This window comes from Methylobacterium pseudosasicola (assembly GCF_900114535.1).
GTDB classification, from domain to species: Bacteria; Pseudomonadota; Alphaproteobacteria; order Rhizobiales; family Beijerinckiaceae; genus Methylobacterium; species Methylobacterium pseudosasicola.
The window spans coordinates 116,377-134,047 of the sequence record NZ_FOTK01000014.1; the positions used below are offsets into that span (position 1 = coordinate 116,377).

Annotated in this window: 22 protein-coding genes and 1 pseudogene; 9 read left to right on the forward strand and 14 right to left on the reverse strand. The window is 69.3% G+C overall.

Translation table 11 applies throughout. From position 1 onward, the window contains the following. The first annotated feature begins 45 nt into the window (after nt 1-45). Together BM228_RS36110 and BM228_RS15345 are read left to right on the forward strand one after the other, a co-directional pair. Nucleotides 46-315: a FitA-like ribbon-helix-helix domain-containing protein gene (locus BM228_RS36110; protein WP_092042028.1), complete on the forward strand. Its 270-nt coding sequence runs from the start codon at nt 46-48 to the stop codon at nt 313-315. Beyond that, nucleotides 312-740, forward strand: a complete 429-nt coding sequence (locus BM228_RS15345) for a type II toxin-antitoxin system VapC family toxin (RefSeq protein WP_092042029.1) — start codon at nt 312-314, stop codon at nt 738-740. Before BM228_RS36110 ends, BM228_RS15345 begins: the two co-directional genes overlap by 4 nt. A gap of 53 nt (nt 741-793) precedes the next feature. Here BM228_RS15345 and BM228_RS15350 read toward each other — a convergent pair whose 3' ends face one another. The 6 genes from BM228_RS15350 to BM228_RS15375 all read right to left on the reverse strand — a co-directional run bounded on the left by BM228_RS15350 (nt 794) and on the right by BM228_RS15375 (nt 5,139). Further along, nucleotides 794-1,360 (reverse strand): NUDIX domain-containing protein, encoded by a 567-nt coding sequence (locus tag BM228_RS15350; RefSeq protein ID WP_092042031.1) that lies wholly within the window; start codon nt 1,358-1,360, stop codon nt 794-796. A gap of 38 nt (nt 1,361-1,398) precedes the next feature. Further along, nucleotides 1,399-1,656 carry a sulfurtransferase TusA family protein gene (locus BM228_RS15355; RefSeq protein ID WP_092042033.1) on the reverse strand — a complete coding sequence of 86 codons (258 nt, stop codon included), beginning with the start codon at nt 1,654-1,656 and terminating at the stop codon, nt 1,399-1,401. 25 nt (nt 1,657-1,681) lie between these two features. Then, nucleotides 1,682-2,017 carry a hypothetical protein gene (locus BM228_RS15360; protein ID WP_092042035.1) on the reverse strand — a complete coding sequence of 112 codons (336 nt, stop codon included), beginning with the start codon at nt 2,015-2,017 and terminating at the stop codon, nt 1,682-1,684. 214 nt (nt 2,018-2,231) lie between these two features. Then, a complete protein-coding gene (locus tag BM228_RS15365; protein WP_092042093.1) occupies nt 2,232-2,624 on the reverse strand; it encodes a hypothetical protein in 393 nt (130 codons plus the stop codon). 103 nt (nt 2,625-2,727) lie between these two features. Further along, on the reverse strand, nt 2,728-4,095 hold the full coding sequence (locus BM228_RS15370; protein WP_092042036.1) for a glutamate--cysteine ligase: 1,368 nt from the start codon (nt 4,093-4,095) through the stop codon (nt 2,728-2,730). Between the two features lie 291 nt (nt 4,096-4,386). Next, entirely contained in the window at nt 4,387-5,139 is a 753-nt protein-coding gene (locus BM228_RS15375) for a 16S rRNA (uracil(1498)-N(3))-methyltransferase (protein ID WP_092042038.1), read from the reverse strand. 232 nt (nt 5,140-5,371) lie between these two features. Here BM228_RS15375 and BM228_RS15380 point away from each other — a divergent pair, with 232 nt between their 5' ends. Further along, a complete protein-coding gene (locus BM228_RS15380; protein WP_092042039.1) occupies nt 5,372-5,842 on the forward strand; it encodes a hypothetical protein in 471 nt (156 codons plus the stop codon). A 91-nt stretch (nt 5,843-5,933) separates the two neighbouring features. Next, nucleotides 5,934-6,881 (forward strand): 4-hydroxybenzoate octaprenyltransferase, encoded by a 948-nt coding sequence (gene ubiA / locus BM228_RS15385; protein WP_092042041.1) that lies wholly within the window; start codon nt 5,934-5,936, stop codon nt 6,879-6,881. A gap of 15 nt (nt 6,882-6,896) precedes the next feature. Here ubiA and BM228_RS15390 read toward each other — a convergent pair whose 3' ends face one another. Then, nucleotides 6,897-7,358 (reverse strand): DUF6101 family protein, encoded by a 462-nt coding sequence (locus tag BM228_RS15390; RefSeq protein ID WP_092042042.1) that lies wholly within the window; start codon nt 7,356-7,358, stop codon nt 6,897-6,899. Between the two features lie 421 nt (nt 7,359-7,779). Between BM228_RS15390 and BM228_RS15395 the strand changes: the two genes are divergently transcribed. Further along, nucleotides 7,780-8,595: an inositol monophosphatase family protein gene (locus BM228_RS15395; protein WP_092042044.1), complete on the forward strand. Its 816-nt coding sequence runs from the start codon at nt 7,780-7,782 to the stop codon at nt 8,593-8,595. 336 nt (nt 8,596-8,931) lie between these two features. Here BM228_RS15395 and BM228_RS15400 read toward each other — a convergent pair whose 3' ends face one another. Continuing rightward, nucleotides 8,932-9,168 carry an AsnC family transcriptional regulator gene (locus BM228_RS15400; RefSeq protein WP_092042045.1) on the reverse strand — a complete coding sequence of 79 codons (237 nt, stop codon included), beginning with the start codon at nt 9,166-9,168 and terminating at the stop codon, nt 8,932-8,934. Nucleotides 9,169-9,329: 161 nt separating this feature from the next. Beyond that, the gene (locus BM228_RS15405; RefSeq protein ID WP_007565868.1) at nt 9,330-9,539 is read right to left on the reverse strand and encodes a cold-shock protein; all 210 of its coding nucleotides are present in this window, start codon (nt 9,537-9,539) and stop codon (nt 9,330-9,332) included. Between the two features lie 316 nt (nt 9,540-9,855). Here BM228_RS15405 and BM228_RS15410 point away from each other — a divergent pair, with 316 nt between their 5' ends. Next, entirely contained in the window at nt 9,856-10,245 is a 390-nt protein-coding gene (locus BM228_RS15410) for a hypothetical protein (RefSeq protein WP_092042047.1), read from the forward strand. Nucleotides 10,246-10,248: 3 nt separating this feature from the next. On the opposite strand, the gene BM228_RS15415 is transcribed toward BM228_RS15410, so the two are convergent. Next, nucleotides 10,249-10,452: a hypothetical protein gene (locus BM228_RS15415; RefSeq protein WP_092042094.1), complete on the reverse strand. Its 204-nt coding sequence runs from the start codon at nt 10,450-10,452 to the stop codon at nt 10,249-10,251. 145 nt (nt 10,453-10,597) lie between these two features. On the opposite strand from BM228_RS15415, the gene BM228_RS15420 reads away from it, so the two are divergent. After that, nucleotides 10,598-11,176: a type 1 glutamine amidotransferase domain-containing protein gene (locus tag BM228_RS15420; RefSeq protein ID WP_092042048.1), complete on the forward strand. Its 579-nt coding sequence runs from the start codon at nt 10,598-10,600 to the stop codon at nt 11,174-11,176. A 28-nt stretch (nt 11,177-11,204) separates the two neighbouring features. Here the strand turns inward: BM228_RS15420 and BM228_RS15425 are convergent, their stop codons facing one another. Both BM228_RS15425 and BM228_RS15430 read right to left on the reverse strand, forming a co-directional pair. Beyond that, complete coding sequence (locus BM228_RS15425; RefSeq protein WP_092042050.1) at nt 11,205-12,863, reverse strand: calcineurin-like phosphoesterase C-terminal domain-containing protein; 1,659 nt, start codon at nt 12,861-12,863, stop codon at nt 11,205-11,207. 142 nt (nt 12,864-13,005) lie between these two features. Continuing rightward, nucleotides 13,006-14,304 carry a L,D-transpeptidase family protein gene (locus BM228_RS15430; protein ID WP_092042051.1) on the reverse strand — a complete coding sequence of 433 codons (1,299 nt, stop codon included), beginning with the start codon at nt 14,302-14,304 and terminating at the stop codon, nt 13,006-13,008. 337 nt (nt 14,305-14,641) lie between these two features. On the opposite strand from BM228_RS15430, the pseudogene BM228_RS15435 reads away from it, so the two are divergent. Next, nucleotides 14,642-15,076: pseudogene (locus BM228_RS15435) on the forward strand (copper chaperone PCu(A)C); the annotation flags it as partial. Nucleotides 15,077-15,435: 359 nt separating this feature from the next. Beyond that, nucleotides 15,436-15,966 carry a protease adaptor protein RcdA gene (gene rcdA, locus BM228_RS15445; protein WP_092042053.1) on the forward strand — a complete coding sequence of 177 codons (531 nt, stop codon included), beginning with the start codon at nt 15,436-15,438 and terminating at the stop codon, nt 15,964-15,966. A 48-nt stretch (nt 15,967-16,014) separates the two neighbouring features. Here rcdA and BM228_RS15450 read toward each other — a convergent pair whose 3' ends face one another. Together BM228_RS15450 and rpmE are read right to left on the reverse strand one after the other, a co-directional pair. Then, nucleotides 16,015-16,794 (reverse strand): MetQ/NlpA family ABC transporter substrate-binding protein, encoded by a 780-nt coding sequence (locus BM228_RS15450; RefSeq protein WP_092042054.1) that lies wholly within the window; start codon nt 16,792-16,794, stop codon nt 16,015-16,017. Nucleotides 16,795-17,241: 447 nt separating this feature from the next. Beyond that, nucleotides 17,242-17,490: a 50S ribosomal protein L31 gene (gene rpmE / locus BM228_RS15455; RefSeq protein ID WP_010682778.1), complete on the reverse strand. Its 249-nt coding sequence runs from the start codon at nt 17,488-17,490 to the stop codon at nt 17,242-17,244. Nucleotides 17,491-17,671 lie beyond the last annotated feature (181 nt).

The window sequence follows — 17,671 nt, forward strand, 5'->3', positions numbered from 1 at the left end:
AATGGATCCGTTGCTGGGATCGCCCGCACGGCGTAACCTCGCCTCATGACCACGTCCTCTGCGCTCAAGACGACGCTGACGATCCGGAGCCTCGATGGGCAGGTGACGGAGCGTCTGCGCGTCCGAGCCGCCCGGAATGGCCGTTCGATGGAAGCGGAAGCGCGTGCCATTCTCGCGACGACGCTTGCCCCAGGGGGCGACGATCCGTCGAACCTCGCCGAAGCGATCCGCCGCCGTGTCGCCCCTCTCGGCGGAATCGAACTGGACGAGCATCCGGCCGTCACGATCGCCGAGCCGCCCGCCTTCGGGCGATGATCGTTCTCGCCACTAATGTCATCTCGGAGATGATGCGATCGGAGCCGCACCCGGCCGTTCTCGCCTGGGTCGCAGCACAGCCGAGGACGACGCTCTACACAACCAGCATCAACCGCGCTGAAATCCTCTACGGCGTTGCCGCCCTGCCGCCCGGACGACGGCGGGACAGCTTCCATACAGTGGTCACGGCGATCTTCTCGGAAGACTTTGCCGGCCGGGTTCTGCCCTTCGGCGATGCGGCGGCCGAGCACTATGCCCGAATCGTCACCACCCGCCGCGCCGCCGGCACGCCGATCGAGGGCTTCGATGCGCTCATCGCCGCCACGACAGTTGCAGAGGGCTTCCGCATCGCGACCCGCGACGTCGGCGGCTTCGCGGGATGCGGACTTGAGGTCATCGATCCTTGGCACGCACCAGCCGCTTAAGACGGTTACTGAAAGCGCGTCGCACAATCGTGCCCGCCCATCGCTCGACCGTCCTACGCAAACAGCTCCGGTCGCCGCAATTGCAGTGCGAACAGCAGCAGCAGCGACTTCATGTCGGTGAGCGCGCCGCGGCGGGTCATCGCCACCAGTTCCGAGAGCGGGATCTCGTGGACCGCCACCGCCTCGCCCTCGGCGGCGAGGCCGCCCCCGGCGCCCGTGCGGTCGGATTCGGCGTAGGCCGCCAGGAACAGGTCCATCCGCTCGGTTGAGATGCCCGGCATGGTCCAGGCGCTGGCCACGAGATCGAGATCGCCCAGCCGCAGCCCCGTCTCCTCGGCGGCCTCGCGCCGGACCTCGTCCTCGGGAGCCCCGTCGTCGAGGAGGCCCGCCGGCACTTCGACATGGCTCGGCGGGCCGCCGGAATAGAGCACCGGCGCCCGGAACTGCGAGACCAAGGTCGCGACCCTCCGGACTGGGTCGTAGGGCAGGACCGCGACGGCCCGGCCGTGATCTTCCATCTCGCGGGTGATGCGCGTGCCGTCGTCCTGCATCACCTCGGCCACGAGGTACCGGGCCCACCCCTCATGCACGAGGCGCACGCCCCCGATCCGCGGTGCCATGCCGTCTCCGCCTCATCTCTGGGAACGGGACCGATCGCTCAGGAATGCGGCGGCTTCACGGAGGCCGTCATGCGGAAGCACAGGCGGTCGCCATCCCGCTCGGCCGAATCGAGCCGAGCGCCCTCCTCGCGGACGAGGTTGGGGATGTCGATCATCGCCATCGGATCGGTGCAGGTCACCACCAGGACCCGCCCAACGCCGAGCGCGCGCAGGGCCTTGCGGGTGCGCAAGACCGGGAGCGGGCATTTCAGCCCCGTCAGGTCGAGTTCGACGCTCTCCGCCTGATCATCCAGCAAACGAAGGGCTCCCGAGCCGGCCTCTCTACCACTCGTGATAGCCGAAGAGCGGGCCGTTGTACGTGTCCGGCGCGAACACATAATAGGTCGGGCCGTAATAGCCGTATTCCATGTTGCGGCCCGGGGTCGGCGCGTAGGCGTAGCCGTAACCGAACGGCACCGGATAGCCGTACTCGCCGTAATAGCTGTATTCCGGCCGGACGACCCGGGCCTCTGCGGCGATCCCGGCCCCCACGGCCGGGCGATCGACCGGGGCGGCGCGCGGGGCGCGATACGGGCCGAGATCCGCCGCGGAGCAGACGCTGCCGGCGGTCACGAAGGCTGCGATGCCGGCCATGCGAGCGGCGGAGAAGCGGGTCATGGCGTCGGTCTCCTCGACAAGGCGATGCGGCCTCGGAGGGATCCGATAGCGTGGCCGGCGGCAGGATAGCCTTGTCGGCCTTGTACGAAGCTTGCGGCGCACGTCTAAGATGCGGCGGATCGCAGGCCCTACCCGCGGCCGCGCCCGAAAGTCCGCAACCGAAAACTCCCGGTCTCATGGAGACCGGGAGCGTCTATTCGGTGCGGATCAAGGCTTACCAGCCGTAATCGTAATAACCGTAGGCCGGGGCGTAGCCGTAAGCCGGATAGGCGTAGCCGCCGACCGGGGCGTAGCCATAGGCCGGGTAGCCGTAGCCGCCATAATAGCCGTAGCGGGGGGCAGCACTGGCCGCCAGCGCACCGCCGATGATGCCGAGGGCGGCGCCGGCCGCCACTGCGCCGGCGACCCGGCCGCCATAGCCGCGACGGTAGCCGTAGCCGCCGTAATAGCCGCGGCGCCAGCCGACGGTGTCGACGGCGGCGTTCTGGCCGCCGAGCTGCACGGCGCTCTGTGCCGGCAGCGGAGCCGCCTCGGCGGCGGTGAACGAACCGGCGATCATGGCCAGGGCCGAGGCGCCGGCGACGACGGATGTGGTGATGCGGGACATGGACACCTCCTCCACGCGCTGAACGATCGGCGTGTGAACTGTCAGGTATCGCACTTCGTTCCAGCCTACGGTGCGCGGCCGCACGGCGCCCCGAATCAACGGGTTAGAACACGCATTCCGTGAAGGCCGGGCGCACGCAGGCGCCCCAGCGGCCCTCGTAATCGGCGAGCAGATCGTCGGCCCGGGTGCGCCCGGCGGTGACGATCGCCTCGAGGGGCTGGAGGTAGATGGTCTCGTCCCGGCCCTCGGCGTCGCGGCGGGCCCGGGCGCGCAGGCCCGAGCGGGCGATGGCGAGCGCCTCGGCAGCCACGGCCCCCAGGGTTGTGTTGGCGACCGGGGTGGCGAGGCCGAGGCGCGGCGCGGTGGCCCGGGCGGCCTCGCGGTTGGCTTGGCTCCAGCCCTTCACCAGGTCGAGGGCGGCGTCGAGTGCCGCCTCGTCGTAGAGCAGCCCGGCCCAGAACGCCGCCTGGGCGGCGATCATGCCGGGATCGCCGACATCCGAGCCGCGCATCTCCAGGAAGCGCTTGAGCCGGACTTCGGGGAAGGCCGTGGAGGCGTGGTTGGCCCAGTCGGCCACCGTGGCGTACTCGCCCGGGAGCTGTGCCAGCTTGCCGGCCATCAAGTCGCGGAACGAGGCCCCCGAGACGTCGTGATAGATGTCGCCGCGCTTGACGAAATACATCGGCATGTCGAGCAGCCAGTCGACATAGGCCTCGTAGCCGAAGCCGGCTTCGAACGCGAAGGGTAGCATGCCGGTGCGGTGGGGATCGGTGTCGCGCCAGATCTCCGAGCGGCGGGACAGGAAGCCGTTGGGCCGCCCGTCCGTGAACGGCGAATTGGCGAACAGGGCGGTCGCCACCGGCTGGAGCGCCAGGGAGGCGCGCATCTTGCGCACCATGTCGGCCTCGGAGGCGAAATCGAGATTCACCTGCACGGTGGCGGTGCGCAGCATCATGTCGAGGCCGAGCGAGCCGACCTTCGGCATGTAGCCGGCCATGATCTTGTAGCGGCTCTTGGGCATGACCGGGGTCTCGTCCCGGCGCCAGCGCGGGCTCATGCCCAGCGTCAGGAAGCCAATGTCGAGGGGGTCGGCCGCGCGCTTGGTCGCGGCGAGATGGGTGGCGAGCTCGGAAGCGGTGCCGTGCACATCCGGCAGCGCCGCCCCGGACAGCTCGAACTGCCCGCCCGGCTCGATCGAGATCGCCCCGCCCTCCTCCGCCGAGAGGCCGATGATGTTGCCGAGATCGAGGATCGGCTCCCAACCGGTCTCGCGGGCGAGCCCCTCCAGGAGGGCGCGGATGCCGCGCGCGCCGTCATAGGGCACGGGCTCGCGGCTCTCCCGGTAGAACGGGATCTTCTCGTGCTCCGTGCCGATGGCGAATCGCTCGCGCGGCTTCTCACCGGCGGCGAACCACTCGATCAGCTCGGCACGCGTCGTGAGCGGCGTGATGTCGTTGCTGTCGCGCGCCATGCGCTGCCTGCCCGTGCCTGTGAGATCGTCGCTTGGGATAGGAGCACACCGGAAACCTCCGGCGCGTCCGTCCTGTTCAACCCCGCCCGCGAGCGAAGGCCGGACGGACACCCGCGCCGGCTCCAAGAGCGCGGTGCGGGCGACATCCGTCCTGGGACATAATCGAGGCGTCGGGAACCGACAACGCGGCGCCATGGACCGGGGGACCCGTTCGCCCCGGTTCGGCGGTACAATCCCCCAGCCCACCGCTCTCATGTGCGCCGGCACACATCGTTCCAGCCGACACCAGCCTCAGCGCGCGTCGCCCAGGACCGCCTGGACCAGGGTCAGCACCGCCACGGCAGCGGTGTCGGCCCGCAGGATGCGCGGCCCGAGGGACAGGGCGACGGTGTAGGGCCGAGCCCGGATCGCCGTGCGCTCCTCGTCCGAAAACCCGCCCTCCGGCCCGACCAGGACGGCCAGCGGCGGCGGCGCCGCGGGATCGGCGGCCTCGCGGAGCGCCCGGACCGGATCGCTCACCGGCGCGTCCTCGTCGCAGAACACCAGCAGCCGCTCGGGGGCGAGGCCCGCGAGCGCCGGGCCGAGCTTTTCCGGCTCGGGACAATCCGGGATCGCCAGGATGCCGCATTGCTCCGCGGCCTCGACGGCGTTGGCGCGCAGGCGGTCCATGTTGATCCGCTCGCCCTGGGTGTAGCGGGTGATCACCGGCCGGATCGTCCCGGCCCCCATCTCCACCGCCTTCTGGGCGAGGTAATCGAGCCGCGCGCTCTTCAGGGGCGCGAACAGGTAGTGCAGGTCGGCCCGCGGCGTCTGCGCGCGGGTGCGTTCGGCGACATGGAGGTCCGCGCCCTTCCGCCCGGTCTGGACCAGATGGGCGCGCCACTCGCCGTCCCGGCCGTTGAACACCAGCACGGGATCGTCCGGCCCGCGGCGCAGGACGTTGAGCAGGTAATTCGCCTGCGCGCGGTCGAGGGGCAGGACGGTGCCCGCCGCGAGATCCGATTCGACGTGGAGGCGCGGGGCGGTGAAGTCGTAGGCCGGCATGGCCGGGTGGTCGCGCGGCCGAGCGGGACTGTCAACGCGGCGCTGGAGGCGGGTCCGGCCCGCAAACCTGTTGCAAAAGGGTTACGAAGATCAGTTTTTAGCGCTTCACCCACACCAGCATGGCCTCGCCGGTTTGCCGCTCGATTGACGCCACATTCCTATGGCGAACCCAAGGGAACGGAGTGGAGCCGGCGGCGCGCGGGCTCCGGCAGGCGTCTGAGGGAGTCGCAGGATGGCACACGGGAGCTTGAGTCTGGGGGCGGCGGTGCTCGTCGGCGGCCTGCTGTTCGGCACGGCGGCCTCCGCGCAGGGCGCGGCGCCGGAATGCGGCACGATCCAGAAGACGCTCGCCGAGCGCAAGGCGCTGGTCTCCCGCGCCAACGCCGCCTCGAACAGCAAGAAGAAGATGACCCCGCAGGAGGCCTGCGCGCTGTTCGGCAAGCTCCAGTCCAACGGCGCCGAAGGCATGAAGTGGATCACCGCCAACAAGGAATGGTGCTCGATCCCGGATTCCTTCGCGGAGGGCTTCAAGGCGGACCACCTCAAGGTCAGCGGCATCCGCACCAAGATCTGCGGCGTGGCGGCTCAGGCGACCAAGATGGAAGCGCAGGCCCGCGCCCAGGCCCAGAACGGCGCCAGCAGCGGCCTGCTCGGCGGCCCGGGCTTGACCGGCAGCTTCAAGCTGCCGCAGGGCGCGCTGTAAGATCGTTTGAGAGGATCACGGGTCCGGCGCGGATCCCTCTCTGCGATGGCGTAGAGTGGGATGGCGCGTGGGACGACCGGAGATTCGAGCGATGAGCGGGACGGCGGCAGAGGACGGGCGTCCGGCCGACGCGGTGACCGGACACTGGGTCGAGCGCGCAGCGCCGCGGCCCTGGCGGCCCTATCTGCGCCTGGCGCGCATCGACCGGCCGATCGGATGGTGGCTCCTGCTCCTGCCCTGCTGGTGGTCGGCCGCCCTGGCGGCGATCCAGGCGGACCTGGCCTTCCCCGATCCCTGGCACTGCCTGCTGTTCCTGATCGGCGCCGTCGCGATGCGCGGGGCGGGCTCGACCTATAACGACATCGCCGACCGGGACCTCGACGCCCAGGTCGAGCGCACCCGCCAGCGCCCCCTCCCCTCCGGGCAGGTCCGGCCGCGCCACGCGGCGCTGTTCCTGCTGGGGCAGTTGCTCGTCGGCCTCGCGGTGCTGCTGCAGTTCAACGAGCAGGCGGTGATCGTCGGCCTGTGCTCCCTGCTGCCGGTGGCGATCTACCCGTTCATGAAGCGGGTGATGCCGATGCCGCAGGCGGTGCTGGGGCTGGCCTTCGCCTGGGGCGCGCTGATGGGCTGGGCGGCGGTGTTCGCCCGTCTCGATGCGCCGGCGCTGCTGCTCTACGCGGGCACGATCTGCTGGGTGGTGGGCTACGACACGATCTACGCGGTCCAGGACATCGAGGACGACGAGATCGCCGGGATCCATTCCTCGGCCCGCCTGTTCGGCCGGCACGTCCGGGGCGCCGTGGGCCTGTGCTACGCGCTGGCCGCGCTGTTCATCGCGCTGGCGGCCAGGGGCGCGGGCGCGGGACTGGTCGGGTCGCTCGGGGTGGCGGCCTTCGCCGCGCATCTCGGCTGGCAGGTCCTGTCGCTGCGGGAGCGCGACGGGCGGGGAGCGCTGACCCTGTTCCGCTCGAACCGGGATGCCGGCCTGATCCTGTTCGTGGGCCTCTCGGCGGACGCGCTGCTGCGCAGCCTGTCCTGAGGTCCGGCGGGGCCTTCAGGTGCGGGCGATGATCTCGTTCTCGCCGCGAAAGATCTGCGGCCGGGCCGGCAGCCGGCCGGTCTTGCGGCGGGCCAGGAAGCGCGGGCGGCGGGCGCCGAGCCCGGCATGCCGGCGGCGGATGCGCACACGCCCGAGGATCAGCCGGCCGATCTGCTCGGAGACCGGCACCAGGACGCCGTCCTCCCGGACGATCATCCGCGCCAGCCCGGCCCGGGCGGCGATGTCGCGCCAGATCGCCACGACGTCGTCCTCGTCGAAATTGCCGATTCGGTTCAGCTCGGCGCCGTCGGCATCGACCAGGATCAGGCTGAACCGGTCGGCGCCGCAGATCTCCGCATCCTCGGTGGCATAGGCCAGGGCGATGCCCGCGGCCTTGCGGGCGCCGGACATCCGGCCGATCACCGGCAGCGGCGACGGGGTGATGGCGAACACAGCTGCGACCCCTTGGGTATCCATGGCAGATCCTTCGCGGCGTTCGTCGGTGAACGAGGACGTGTTCATCTGTCCGGGCCTCTGGAGCAAGTGGCGACCCGTCTCGGGCCGTCCGTTATGCCAAGCAAAATCGCACCCGAACTCCTCCGCACAGCTTAAGCACCGTCGTTAAGCGATTCTGGACGGGGCTGTCATTTGAGGAATGCTCAATGCTTCCTTGAATGCTCAACACTTCCTTGCGAAGATCGATCAGTCTCGATCGATCCCGGTGGCAGAGTGCGGATCCTTGTGGCTGGGCGGCAGGCGCCCTACAACGGGAACCACCGGGCGGCACGGCCCTCCGGTGCCCAAGACCTCCTGCCGAGCCGGCTCTGCATATCCGACCAGCCGGGCGGAGGCCCCGACGTGGCCCGATCCGGGCCTGACGCTTTCCCTGCGGAGCGCGATGCCCGAGCCTCTCTCCGACGCGGCCGTCTCCGCCCTGATGCCGGACCTGCGCGCGGTCATGCGCGAGGCCGCTGAGATCGCCCGCCCGTTCTTCAAGCTGGGCGGCCAGACCTCCGCACGGATCTGGTCCAAGGCCGGCGGCTCGCCGGTGACGGAGGCGGATGTCGCGGTCGACACCTTCCTGAAGATCCGCCTGAGCGCGCTGGTGCCGGCGGCGGCGTGGCTGTCGGAGGAGACCGCTGACGATCCGGCGCGGATCGGCCACGACCTCGTCTGGATCGTCGACCCGATCGACGGCACGCGGGCGTTCCTGTCCGGCCATCCCGACTGGTCGATCGCGGTCGCCCTGCTGGCGGCCGGCCAGCCGCAGATCGGCTTCGTCCACGCCCCCGTGGGCGACGCGGATTACGAGGCGGTGCTCGGCCGCGGCGCGACCCGGAACGGAGCGCCGATCCGGGTGGATGCCAAGGAAACCCTGCCGGGCGCGCGCATCACCGGCCCGAAGCCGATGCTCGACCGCCTGTCCCGGGGGGCCGGCGCCGAGGTAGAGTTTGAGCGGATCGACCGCATCCCGTCGTTGGCCCTGCGGCTCGCCCGGGTGGCGGAGGGCTCGGTGGATGTCGGCCTGGTCTCGGGCAATGCCCGCGACTGGGACATCGCGGCAGCCGACCTGATCCTGCGCGAGGCCGGCGGCGTGGTCTGCGACCTGAAAGGCCAGGCGACCACCTACAACCGGCCCGATCCGGTCCACGGCGAATTGCTGGCGACTCCTTTGGCCCTGCGGGATCCGGTCCTGGCGGCCTGGGATCGGTAGGGCCCGCCCGGCTTACACGCACGGGCCCCTCTCCCGGACACCTGGAACGCCAGTGGAAGGTGATCCGGGACCCGGCAGGCAAAGTGCCGCGCAGCGGCACGGTCTGAGGGCCAACGACGACGCTGCGCGGTGTTGTGTGCTGGGTCCCGGAGTCGCATTCCGCTGGCGCTGCATGCGCCCGGGAAAGGGGCGGCGCGGACTTGCGGCGCGGACTTGGGGCGCGGACTTGGCGCTGTCTGCGAGATCGATGGCGCGCAAGAGCCGCGCTCGATCCGAGATCGAACGCGGCTCCATACGTCAACAGCGTCTAGAAAATTCCAAGCGGAACGTCGGCCCTCAGGCCGCCGCCGCCTCGCGGATCACCACCGCGTTGGGAGCGAGCCCGAGACGCTCAGCGAGATGCCAGTGCAGTTCCCGCGGGGAATGGTAGTTGTAGGACCGGTCGATCAGGTTGCTGAGATCGGCCCCGGTCTCGGTCGCGGACTTGGCCCGCGCCAGCCGCCCGACCCGGAAGGTCGGCGCATCGGTGACGGGGGAGCGGACGCCGCGGCGCCGCGTGTATTCGAACATCATTATCGCGTGTGTCTTTTCTTTTGTGGACCGGACGTCTGTGCGCGCCCGGGGTCGTTTCTGGTGGTTGCCTCCGACGCCCCCGTGGCCCGGACGGTCTCGCCCGGATGGAAGCGTCGGAAGGGGGAGCCGCGTCATGCGGCCGGTTCAGTCCCGATCGAAGCTCAGGCCGCCTGAAGGTTGCCGGCGGCGTCCTTGCCGCTGCGCTTGTCCGTCAGGATCTCGTACGAGAGCCGCTGGCCCTCGACCAAGTTACGCATCCCAGCCCGTTCTACGGCGGAGATGTGAACGAACACATCCTTGCCGCCGTCATCGGGCTGAATGAAGCCGTAGCCCTTGGTCTCGTTATACCACTTCACAGTGCCGGTATTCACGTAGGGTACCTCGTTCGTCCATAGGTCAAGCGCACGGCGAAAAAGCCGCGCGATGCACCACGGTCTTGCTGGGTTGGCCAGTGTGGCAGGGCGCGAGACGCTGGTCGTTTGAAAGCGCCGGTCTCGGTGGGAAAGCCCCCCGAGGCTCTATTTAGGGGCTGCCTGCGGCGGCAACAAGGCATTTTGGGCGCGGCGCCTCGGTCGCAGGCCGGGCGGGGCCGGCGGGACGGCGCGACGCCCCCTGTGATTTCCGGCACTTCCGATGCATATACGGAATGCGGACAGACAGTTAAGGCGCGTGGCTCCCGGGCGATACATGGCAGGCATTTCGGTCTCGCTGGATGGCGCGAACATCCAGCTTTCCTTCCAGAAGGACGATCAGGCGACGGCGGTGGTGATGGATGCCCGTGCCGCCCGCGCCCTGGTGCGCGCCGTTGGGCAGCTCCTCACGGCGATCGACGACACCGACGAGCCGGATCTCGGTGAGGGCCTGGGCGACGAGGAGGTCGCGATGCTCGACGTCACGTCTTCGGCGATCGAGGTCGGCACCGACGAGGAGGGTCAGGCCGTGGTCGCCCTGCAGGCCGGCGCCCTGCCGCCGTTCCAGCTGCGCCTGACGGACGAAGAGGCCCGCCACGTGGTGACGAGCCTCTCCGAGATCCTCAGCGCGCCGCGCGACGTGCGCACCTCGCACGGCGGCCACTGATCCTCACATCCGGGTGCCCGGATCGGTCGGCGTGCCCGGGAAGACGTCGGGCTCGGAGCCCGGTCCGCCCGGCTCGCCGATGCCGGGATCGTTCACCGGATAGGGCGTGCGCGGCCCGGTCGGCCCGATATCGGGCTCTTCCTCGGGCGGAAGCGGCGGAGGCGGCAGATCGCCGGGCGTAGGCTCAGGTAGGCCGGGATTGGCCATGGCGGTCTCCTGACGGGTTTCGGGATGCCGCATCAACGGGCTGCCTTTCCATGGGTTCCGCGCGCCGGCTTGCCATGTCGCGCCCTTCGGAACAGCACGAACCGGCCTCCGTTGACCGGGCAGACCCCCAACAAGGAGGCCCGCCATGCCCGATATCCGCCAAGCCAAGATCCTGATCCTCGCCACCGACGGTTTCGAGGAGAGTGAACTGACCGTGCCGCAAGCGAAGCTCGCCGAGGCCGGCGCCACCGTCTCGGTGGCCGCCCCGCAATCCCGCGAGAGCAAGGGCACGATCCGCGGCTGGGACAAGACCGACTGGGGCAAGGAGGTCGCGGTCGACATCGATCTCGACCGGGTCGACCCCGCGGCCTACGACGCCCTCGTCCTGCCGGGCGGCCAGATCAACCCGGACAAGCTCCGGCTCGAGCCGAAGGCCCTGGAAGTGATCAAGAGCTTCCTCACCTCCGGCAAGGTCGTGGCCGCGATCTGCCACGCGCCCTGGCTCCTCATTGAGGCCGGCGCGGCCAAGGGCCGCGACCTGACCTCGTTCGCCTCGATCCGCACGGATGTGATCAATGCCGGCGGCCGCTGGCACGACAAGGAGGTGGTGACCGATCAGGGCATCGTCACCAGCCGGAGCCCCGAGGACCTCGACGCCTTCTGCGCCAAGATCGTCGAGGAGATCCAGGAAGGCAGCCACGGCAGCCGCCAGTTCGCGGCCTGAGCAGCCGCGCGGCTGACGGCGTCGATCGTCAGCCGCGCGTGCCGTCGCCGGTGACTTCGAGCACGGCGCAGGACCGGATCGGCCGTCCGTACTCGTCCGTCCCCTCCACCGTCACCCGGTGCGCGCCCGTCGCGAGATCGTCGGGCAGGCGCGCGGTCCAGATGTGGGTCGAGAGCGTCGCCTGGACCCAGCTCTTCTTGGTCCCGGGATAGCGCGCGTAGAGCTCGGTCACGAACGGGTCGAGGCGCCGGGTCCGCACCATCGGCTCCGGCGCCCGATCGCCGATCCGGAATGTTAGGCTCGTGCGCGGACCGCCGTCGAAGACGTTGACCACGAGGTTGGTCGAGGCCAGCGCGTCCTGCGGGATCGGCGGGCGCAGGCCCTGCATCGGATGGCTCGCCCGGACGATCTCCGGGGCGGCGGGGCGCAATTCGCTCTCGAACGCGATCCGCATCATCGCGTCCGGCTCGCCCTGCGCCGGGACGAAGCGGGTCGTGTAGGCGGTGCCGCGGATCGAGAGCACGTGGAAGCCGTTCGGCGTGCCGTCGCGGCTGTCGGCCGAGGGGATGCCGGTGCGGGTATCCGGCCCGCTCCACCACGAGCCCGACACGGCGGTCATCACGTGGTGATGGTGCCCCTCCGCCGGATAGTGATGCTCGGTGGTGTGGGTGTGGCCGGCCAGACTCAGCACCGTGCGGCCCGCCAGCACGTCGAGGAGCGCAGCCCGGTCGATCGTGGCGCTGCGCGGATCGTCGCCGGTATCGGTGACCAGCGGGATGTGGGTCGCCAGCACAATGAGGTCGTCCGGCGGGATCTCGGCCAGAAGGTTCTTCAGGAAGGCCAGAGTCCGCTCGCCGATATGGCCCCGGTAGGTGTTGGCCCCCACGGGGACCGGCGGGCCCAGCCACTCGACATTGTCGAGCATCACGAACAGCACCCGCCCGTGCCGGAACGCGTAGCTCGGCGCGCCGAACACCCGCTTCCAGGTCTCGCGGCTGTGGCGCGCGTCCGGGGCCTGCATGTTGAGATCGTGGTTGCCCGGGAGGCTGTACCAGGGCAGCCCGATCCGCCCGACGATGCGGTTGGAGCGGCCGTAGAGCGAGAGGTCGTCGAACAGCACGTCGCCGGTGGTCAGGCCGAAGGCCGCCGGGATCGCCATGGCCCGGGCGACCGCGGTGTCGCGCACGTGGTCGAGCTCGAACCGGCTCTCGGGCTGCGGATCGGTGAACAGGATCACGTCGAAATCCGCGGGCTCGTGGACCCGGGTCAGGGTGAAGTCGATCGAGGCCGGCAGCGGGCCGGTGGGCGCGAGGCCCTTGTAGCGCAGGCCGAGGCTCGCGGGCGTGCCGCCCGGCTGGTGGATGTAGGAGTGGCGGGGCACGTTGTCGGAATCGCGCGGCAGGGCGTAGCCTGGCGGCTTGATCACGAAGACCACGCCGTCCCCGGCCAGCGGCAGGCGGTAGCGCCCCTGCCCGTCCGTGCGCGCGACCTCGCGGCCGTTCGACACCAGCACGCCGGGCAGCGGCGCGCGCTCAGTGCCCGCCGCCTGGACAGCGTAGACGATGCCCGTGGCCTCTCCGGATTCCTGTGCCCCGGCGCGGCCGGCCACAAGCCCGAGGGCGGCCGCGCCGGCCACGGTCTCCCGGCGGGTGAGGCGTCCGGAGGCTGGGATCGAATCGCGCGACATCTGGGGGCTCCTGCTCGGCCGCTCAGGCCAAGCAGAGGCGTTTGACCGGCCGATGACAGAGCGGGTCCCCGAACGCGCGAGGCCCGCACCCCGGGCGGGGTACGGGCCTCGGACGAAACCGCAGGCGTGAGACGCGGCGACCTTACTCTTCGTCGCCGGGCTCGAAGGTCTGGGGCAGCGGCTCGGCGCTGGCGACCGGGGTCGGCCCCCCGATGGTCGACGGCACGTTCACGCCGTCGCGCTTGTAGATGTCGTCGCGGAACTGCACGAGGCCGTCCGGGGTCGCCCAGGCGGTGATGTAGATCCAGTAGACCGGCACGGGCTGGGCGATGTTGGCGTCGACGCGCTTGCCGCTCTCGATCGCCTGCTCGACCTGCTCGCGGCCCCAGCCGGGCGTCTCCTTCAGCAGCCAGGTGATGTACTCGCGCACGTTCTGCACGCGCACGCAGCCCGAGGAGATGAAGCGGAAATCGTCGCCGAACACGCCCTTGGTGTTCGTGTCGTGCATGAACACGCCGTAGGGGTTCGGGATGTTGATGCGGACGATGCCCATCGAGTTGAAGTCGGCACCCGATTCCTGCCGGTAGGTGTAGCGCGTGCCCTCATCCGAGTTCCAGTTGATCGAGCGCGGCGAGACCTCGCCGGTGCCCGACAGGATGTGGATCTTGTTGTCGGTGAGGTAGTTCGGATCCTTCTGCATCTTCGGGATCAGGTCCTTCTTCACGATGGAAGCCGGGACCGTCCAGGTCGGGTTGAAATTGATCTGCGTCGCCTTGGTGTTCATGATCGGCGACTGGCGGTCGATCTTGCCGACGCCGGCGGCGTGCAGCGTCACGACCTGGCCGTTCTCCACGGTCTCCACCAGGGCGGCCGGGATGTTCATGAGCACGAAGCGCCGGCCGAGATCGCCCGAATAGGAGCGCAGGCGGACGACGTTGGTCTCGAGCTGGTGCAGCCGCACGTCGGCGGGTACGTTCATCGCCTGCTGGGTGGCGAGGCTCATGGCACCGGTCTGGCTGAGGCCGTGGCGGGCTTGGAACCGCTTCACGCCGGCCGCGACGTAGGAATCGTACACGCCCGAGCCGCCGGCGGCCGGGTCGAGATCGCCGGTGACGATCAGGCGCTGGCGCACCGCGGCCACCGCCGGGCCCTTCGCGCCGACGCGCAGGCGCTCGGCGCCGGAGACCGGGCGCCAGCCGCCGCGGTTGACGATATCCCGATAGCGCTCGACCATCTGCTCGGTGGCTGCCACGGTCTGGGGCGACAGGATCGGGATGGTCTCGCGCTGCACCTGCATGCCGGCGGGCGAGGCGTAGTCCTGCGCCCACTCGGCCTGGGCGTAATTGCCCTGGTCCCGGGCCTCGGCGGCGCCGATGGCGAGGGTGCCGAGGGCGGCGACGCCCAGCATGGCGGTGAACCGGTTTGTTGCCTTGGTGCGCATCAGTCGCTGGCTCTTGTCCGGAGTTCGTCAGATCATGGCGAGAGCGGGTGTACTCGGTCGCCACGGTGTCGGGATGGCCTTAAGACTCCCTATCGAAGGGGCCGGATTGTGGCATCGGCGTGCGCCAACGCACGTCGCGACTGCCTGCGGCGCGGCGACAACAGTCACCGGCCGACCTGTGTGGCAGAGATGCCACCGCCGGGGCGATCCGTGCCCCGCGCCCCCGAACGTGCCGGTCGCCGAGTCTCGAAACAATCAGGATGGAAGCCTGCCCATGACGATCATGCCCATGAAGATGGTGTGCGCGGCCCTCCTCGGCCTCGGCCTGTTCGCGGGCGCGGCCCAGGCGGATCCGATCAAGGCCAGCGACCTGACCATCGAGACCCCGTGGCTGCGGGCGACGCCGAACGGCGCCAAGGTCGCGGGCGGCTACGTGCGGATCGTCAACACCGGCGCGGCCCCGGACACGCTCACGGGCGCCACGGTGCCGTTCGCCACATCCGGCGAGATCCACTCCATGTCCATGGAGGGCGGCGTGATGAAGATGGCCCCGGTCCCGGGCGGCCTGACGATCAAGCCCGGCGAGACCGTGGAGCTGAAGCCCGGCGGCTATCACCTGATGTTCGAGGGGTTGTCCGGCGCTCCGAAGGCCGGCGACACCGTCTCCGGGACGCTGACCTTCCAGCGCGCCGGCACCGTACCGGTCACGTTTTCGGTGGCGCCGGTCGGCGCGAGCGCGCCCGGCGGCGGCGGCCACCAGCACCAGCATTAAGAGCTTACCCAGACCCTAGATCCGTCGGATCCACACGTTGCGCGTGTCCTGAAAGGGACCACGCAACTGGACCCGTCATGGTCGAACGCCCTGTTCAGGGCGCCCTGGACTTGCACGGGGCCGATTCCGACACCGGCCGCCGGCCACGCGTATTCGCCGGTGTCCAGTTCTCCTTTCGAATGCTTGCACACGACGGCGCGCGCCATATCTTAACCATCGGCCGGCTCATTAAGGTTAAGAAAGATCTAACCCTGATGCTGCCGCGGTTCGGCGCTAGGATTGCTGCGTCGCCCGAGAGCCATGGCCGGAATGTCCCGGTCCGGGACGGCTAGGCCCGTCGGCGGCACAGGAGAGGCAGCATGAACGGCTTCGATGTCACGTTCCGGGACGATCGGGACTGGGTCGATTTCGGCAAGACCTACGTCAATTCCGTGGCGTTCAAGACGCTCTTCCGCGACGGCATGCTGCTCGTCGAGGAGACGGCGGCCTATCTCGACGGCGAGGGCCGGGACGAGTCGCGCCTCGTGTCGCGCGACGCGACGCTGAGCTACGCCGCCGAGAGCATGCGCCTCACCACGCTGCTGATGCAGATCGCGTCCTGGCTGCTGGTGCAGCGCGCGGTGGCCGAGGGCGAGATGACCCCCGCGGAGGCGCTGCAAGAGAAGCACCGCGTCAAGCTCGGCAACACCGAGCCGTCGAAGCAGGCGGATTTCTCGCTGCTGCCGCTGCGCCTCCAACAGCTGATCCAGCGGGCACGGCGCCTGCACGCTCGCATCCTGCACCTGGATTCCCTGATCGCCGACGACCGTCCCACGCCGATGCCGGTGGAAAGCCCGGTAGCGGCGCAGCACGGCCTGCTGCGCATGGCGTTCCGGTTCCGCGAGGGGTGAGAACGGCCGCGCGGTTGAAACGACGGCGCCAACCGCGCGGGATGCTCGTCAGAAGGCCGGCAATTCCCCCGGCCGGTTCTCCGTGATGTATTTCCGGATCGTGTCGTTCTGGTAGGCGCGGACGAGCTTGGGCACCCAGGGGGCGTTCTTGTCCTTCTCCCGCACCGCGATGAAGTTGTTGTACGGGTTGTTGACCGACGACTCGATCGCGATGGAATCCTTGCCCGGCTTCAGGCCGGCTTCAACGGCATAATTCGTGTTGATCACCGCGGCGTCGACATCGTCGAGGCTGCGCGGCAGCTGGGCCGCGTCGATCTCGCGGAACTGAAACTTCTTCGGATTGTCGATCACGTCGAGCACGGTGGGCAGGATGCCGACGCCGTCCTTCAGCTTGATCTGCTTCTGCGCCTGCAGCAGCAGCAGGGCGCGGCCGCCGTTGGACGGATCGTTCGGGATGCCGATCGACGCGCCGGTCTTCAGCTCGCCGAGGCTCTTCACTTTCCTGGAATAGAGGCCGATCGGCGAGACGATCGTGTCGCCGACGGGCACGATCTTGTAGCCCTTGGACTTGTTCTGGTTCTCCAGGAAGGGCTTGTGCTGGAAGGCATTGGCCTGAAGGTCGCCGGCATCGAGGGCGGCGTTCGGTAGGAGGTAATCGGAGAACACGACCAGATCGAGGTCGAGCCCGTCCTTGGCGGCGATCTCTTTCACCTTCGCCCAGACATCCTCGGAATCGCTGAAGATGCCGACCTTGATTTTCTCGCCGGCGAAGGCCGGGGCGGCGAAGGTCAACAGGATGGCGAGGACGGAAAACAGCCAGCGTTTCATGTACAACGACCCCGAAAACGTCGCTCGCAGCCTTCGAGCGCGTGAGATGATGTTGGATTTTTCTATTGCTTAGGAACGTGCCGAGCGATGACCCCGCCGGAAACAACAGCAGCTCGCAGGTCTCTCCGAGATCGCGATCGCCGAAGATCGTTTGCCGGCCAGATCATCGACAGCATCGGACCTTACGACGGCTTGGCTTGGCCGGAAAAGAGGCTGCGGAGATCAGGACTACCGGCCGACGCGTTCAGTAGCCGCCCTGAGAGGAGAAGATTTTCCCTCGCAGGAGCAGGTGAAGATCAAACTCACGAGCCGACCCGAAAAATCGCGACAGAATTCCGCTGAAAAATCCGCATCGCGCCCTGCCGAGCCCCAGTGCGCGCAAAGAAAAACGGGCGGCCCCGCGAGGAGCCGCCCGTCCTGATTCGTGCCGGCACGAGCCGCCGGGGCTCAGCGCTTGCCGAGGTTGCCGAACCGCGAGTTGAAGCGCGAGACGCGGCCACCGCGATCGAGCATCTTCTGCTCGCCGCCGGTCCAGGCCGGGTGGGTGAGCGGATCGATGTCGAGGTTGAGGGTGTCGCCCTCCTTGCCGTAGGTCGAACGGGTCCGGTACTCGGTGCCGTCCGTCATCACGACCTTGATGAAGTGGTAGTCGGGGTGCTCGGTCCCCTTGGCCTTTGCGGCCGCGTCCTTCGCCATGACCTGTCGTTCCTGTTCTGGCACGCCGGCGGGGAGCGCAGGAGGCGCCGCCCGGCCCGGAATGCGGAAGGTGTCACCGGTTGCACCGAACCGTGAGTTCGTGGCAACGGCACGTCCAAGCCGACCGTGGTGGCGGCCCGCGGCCATTGAACACGCGCAATCGGATGAGGGGCGGCGTATA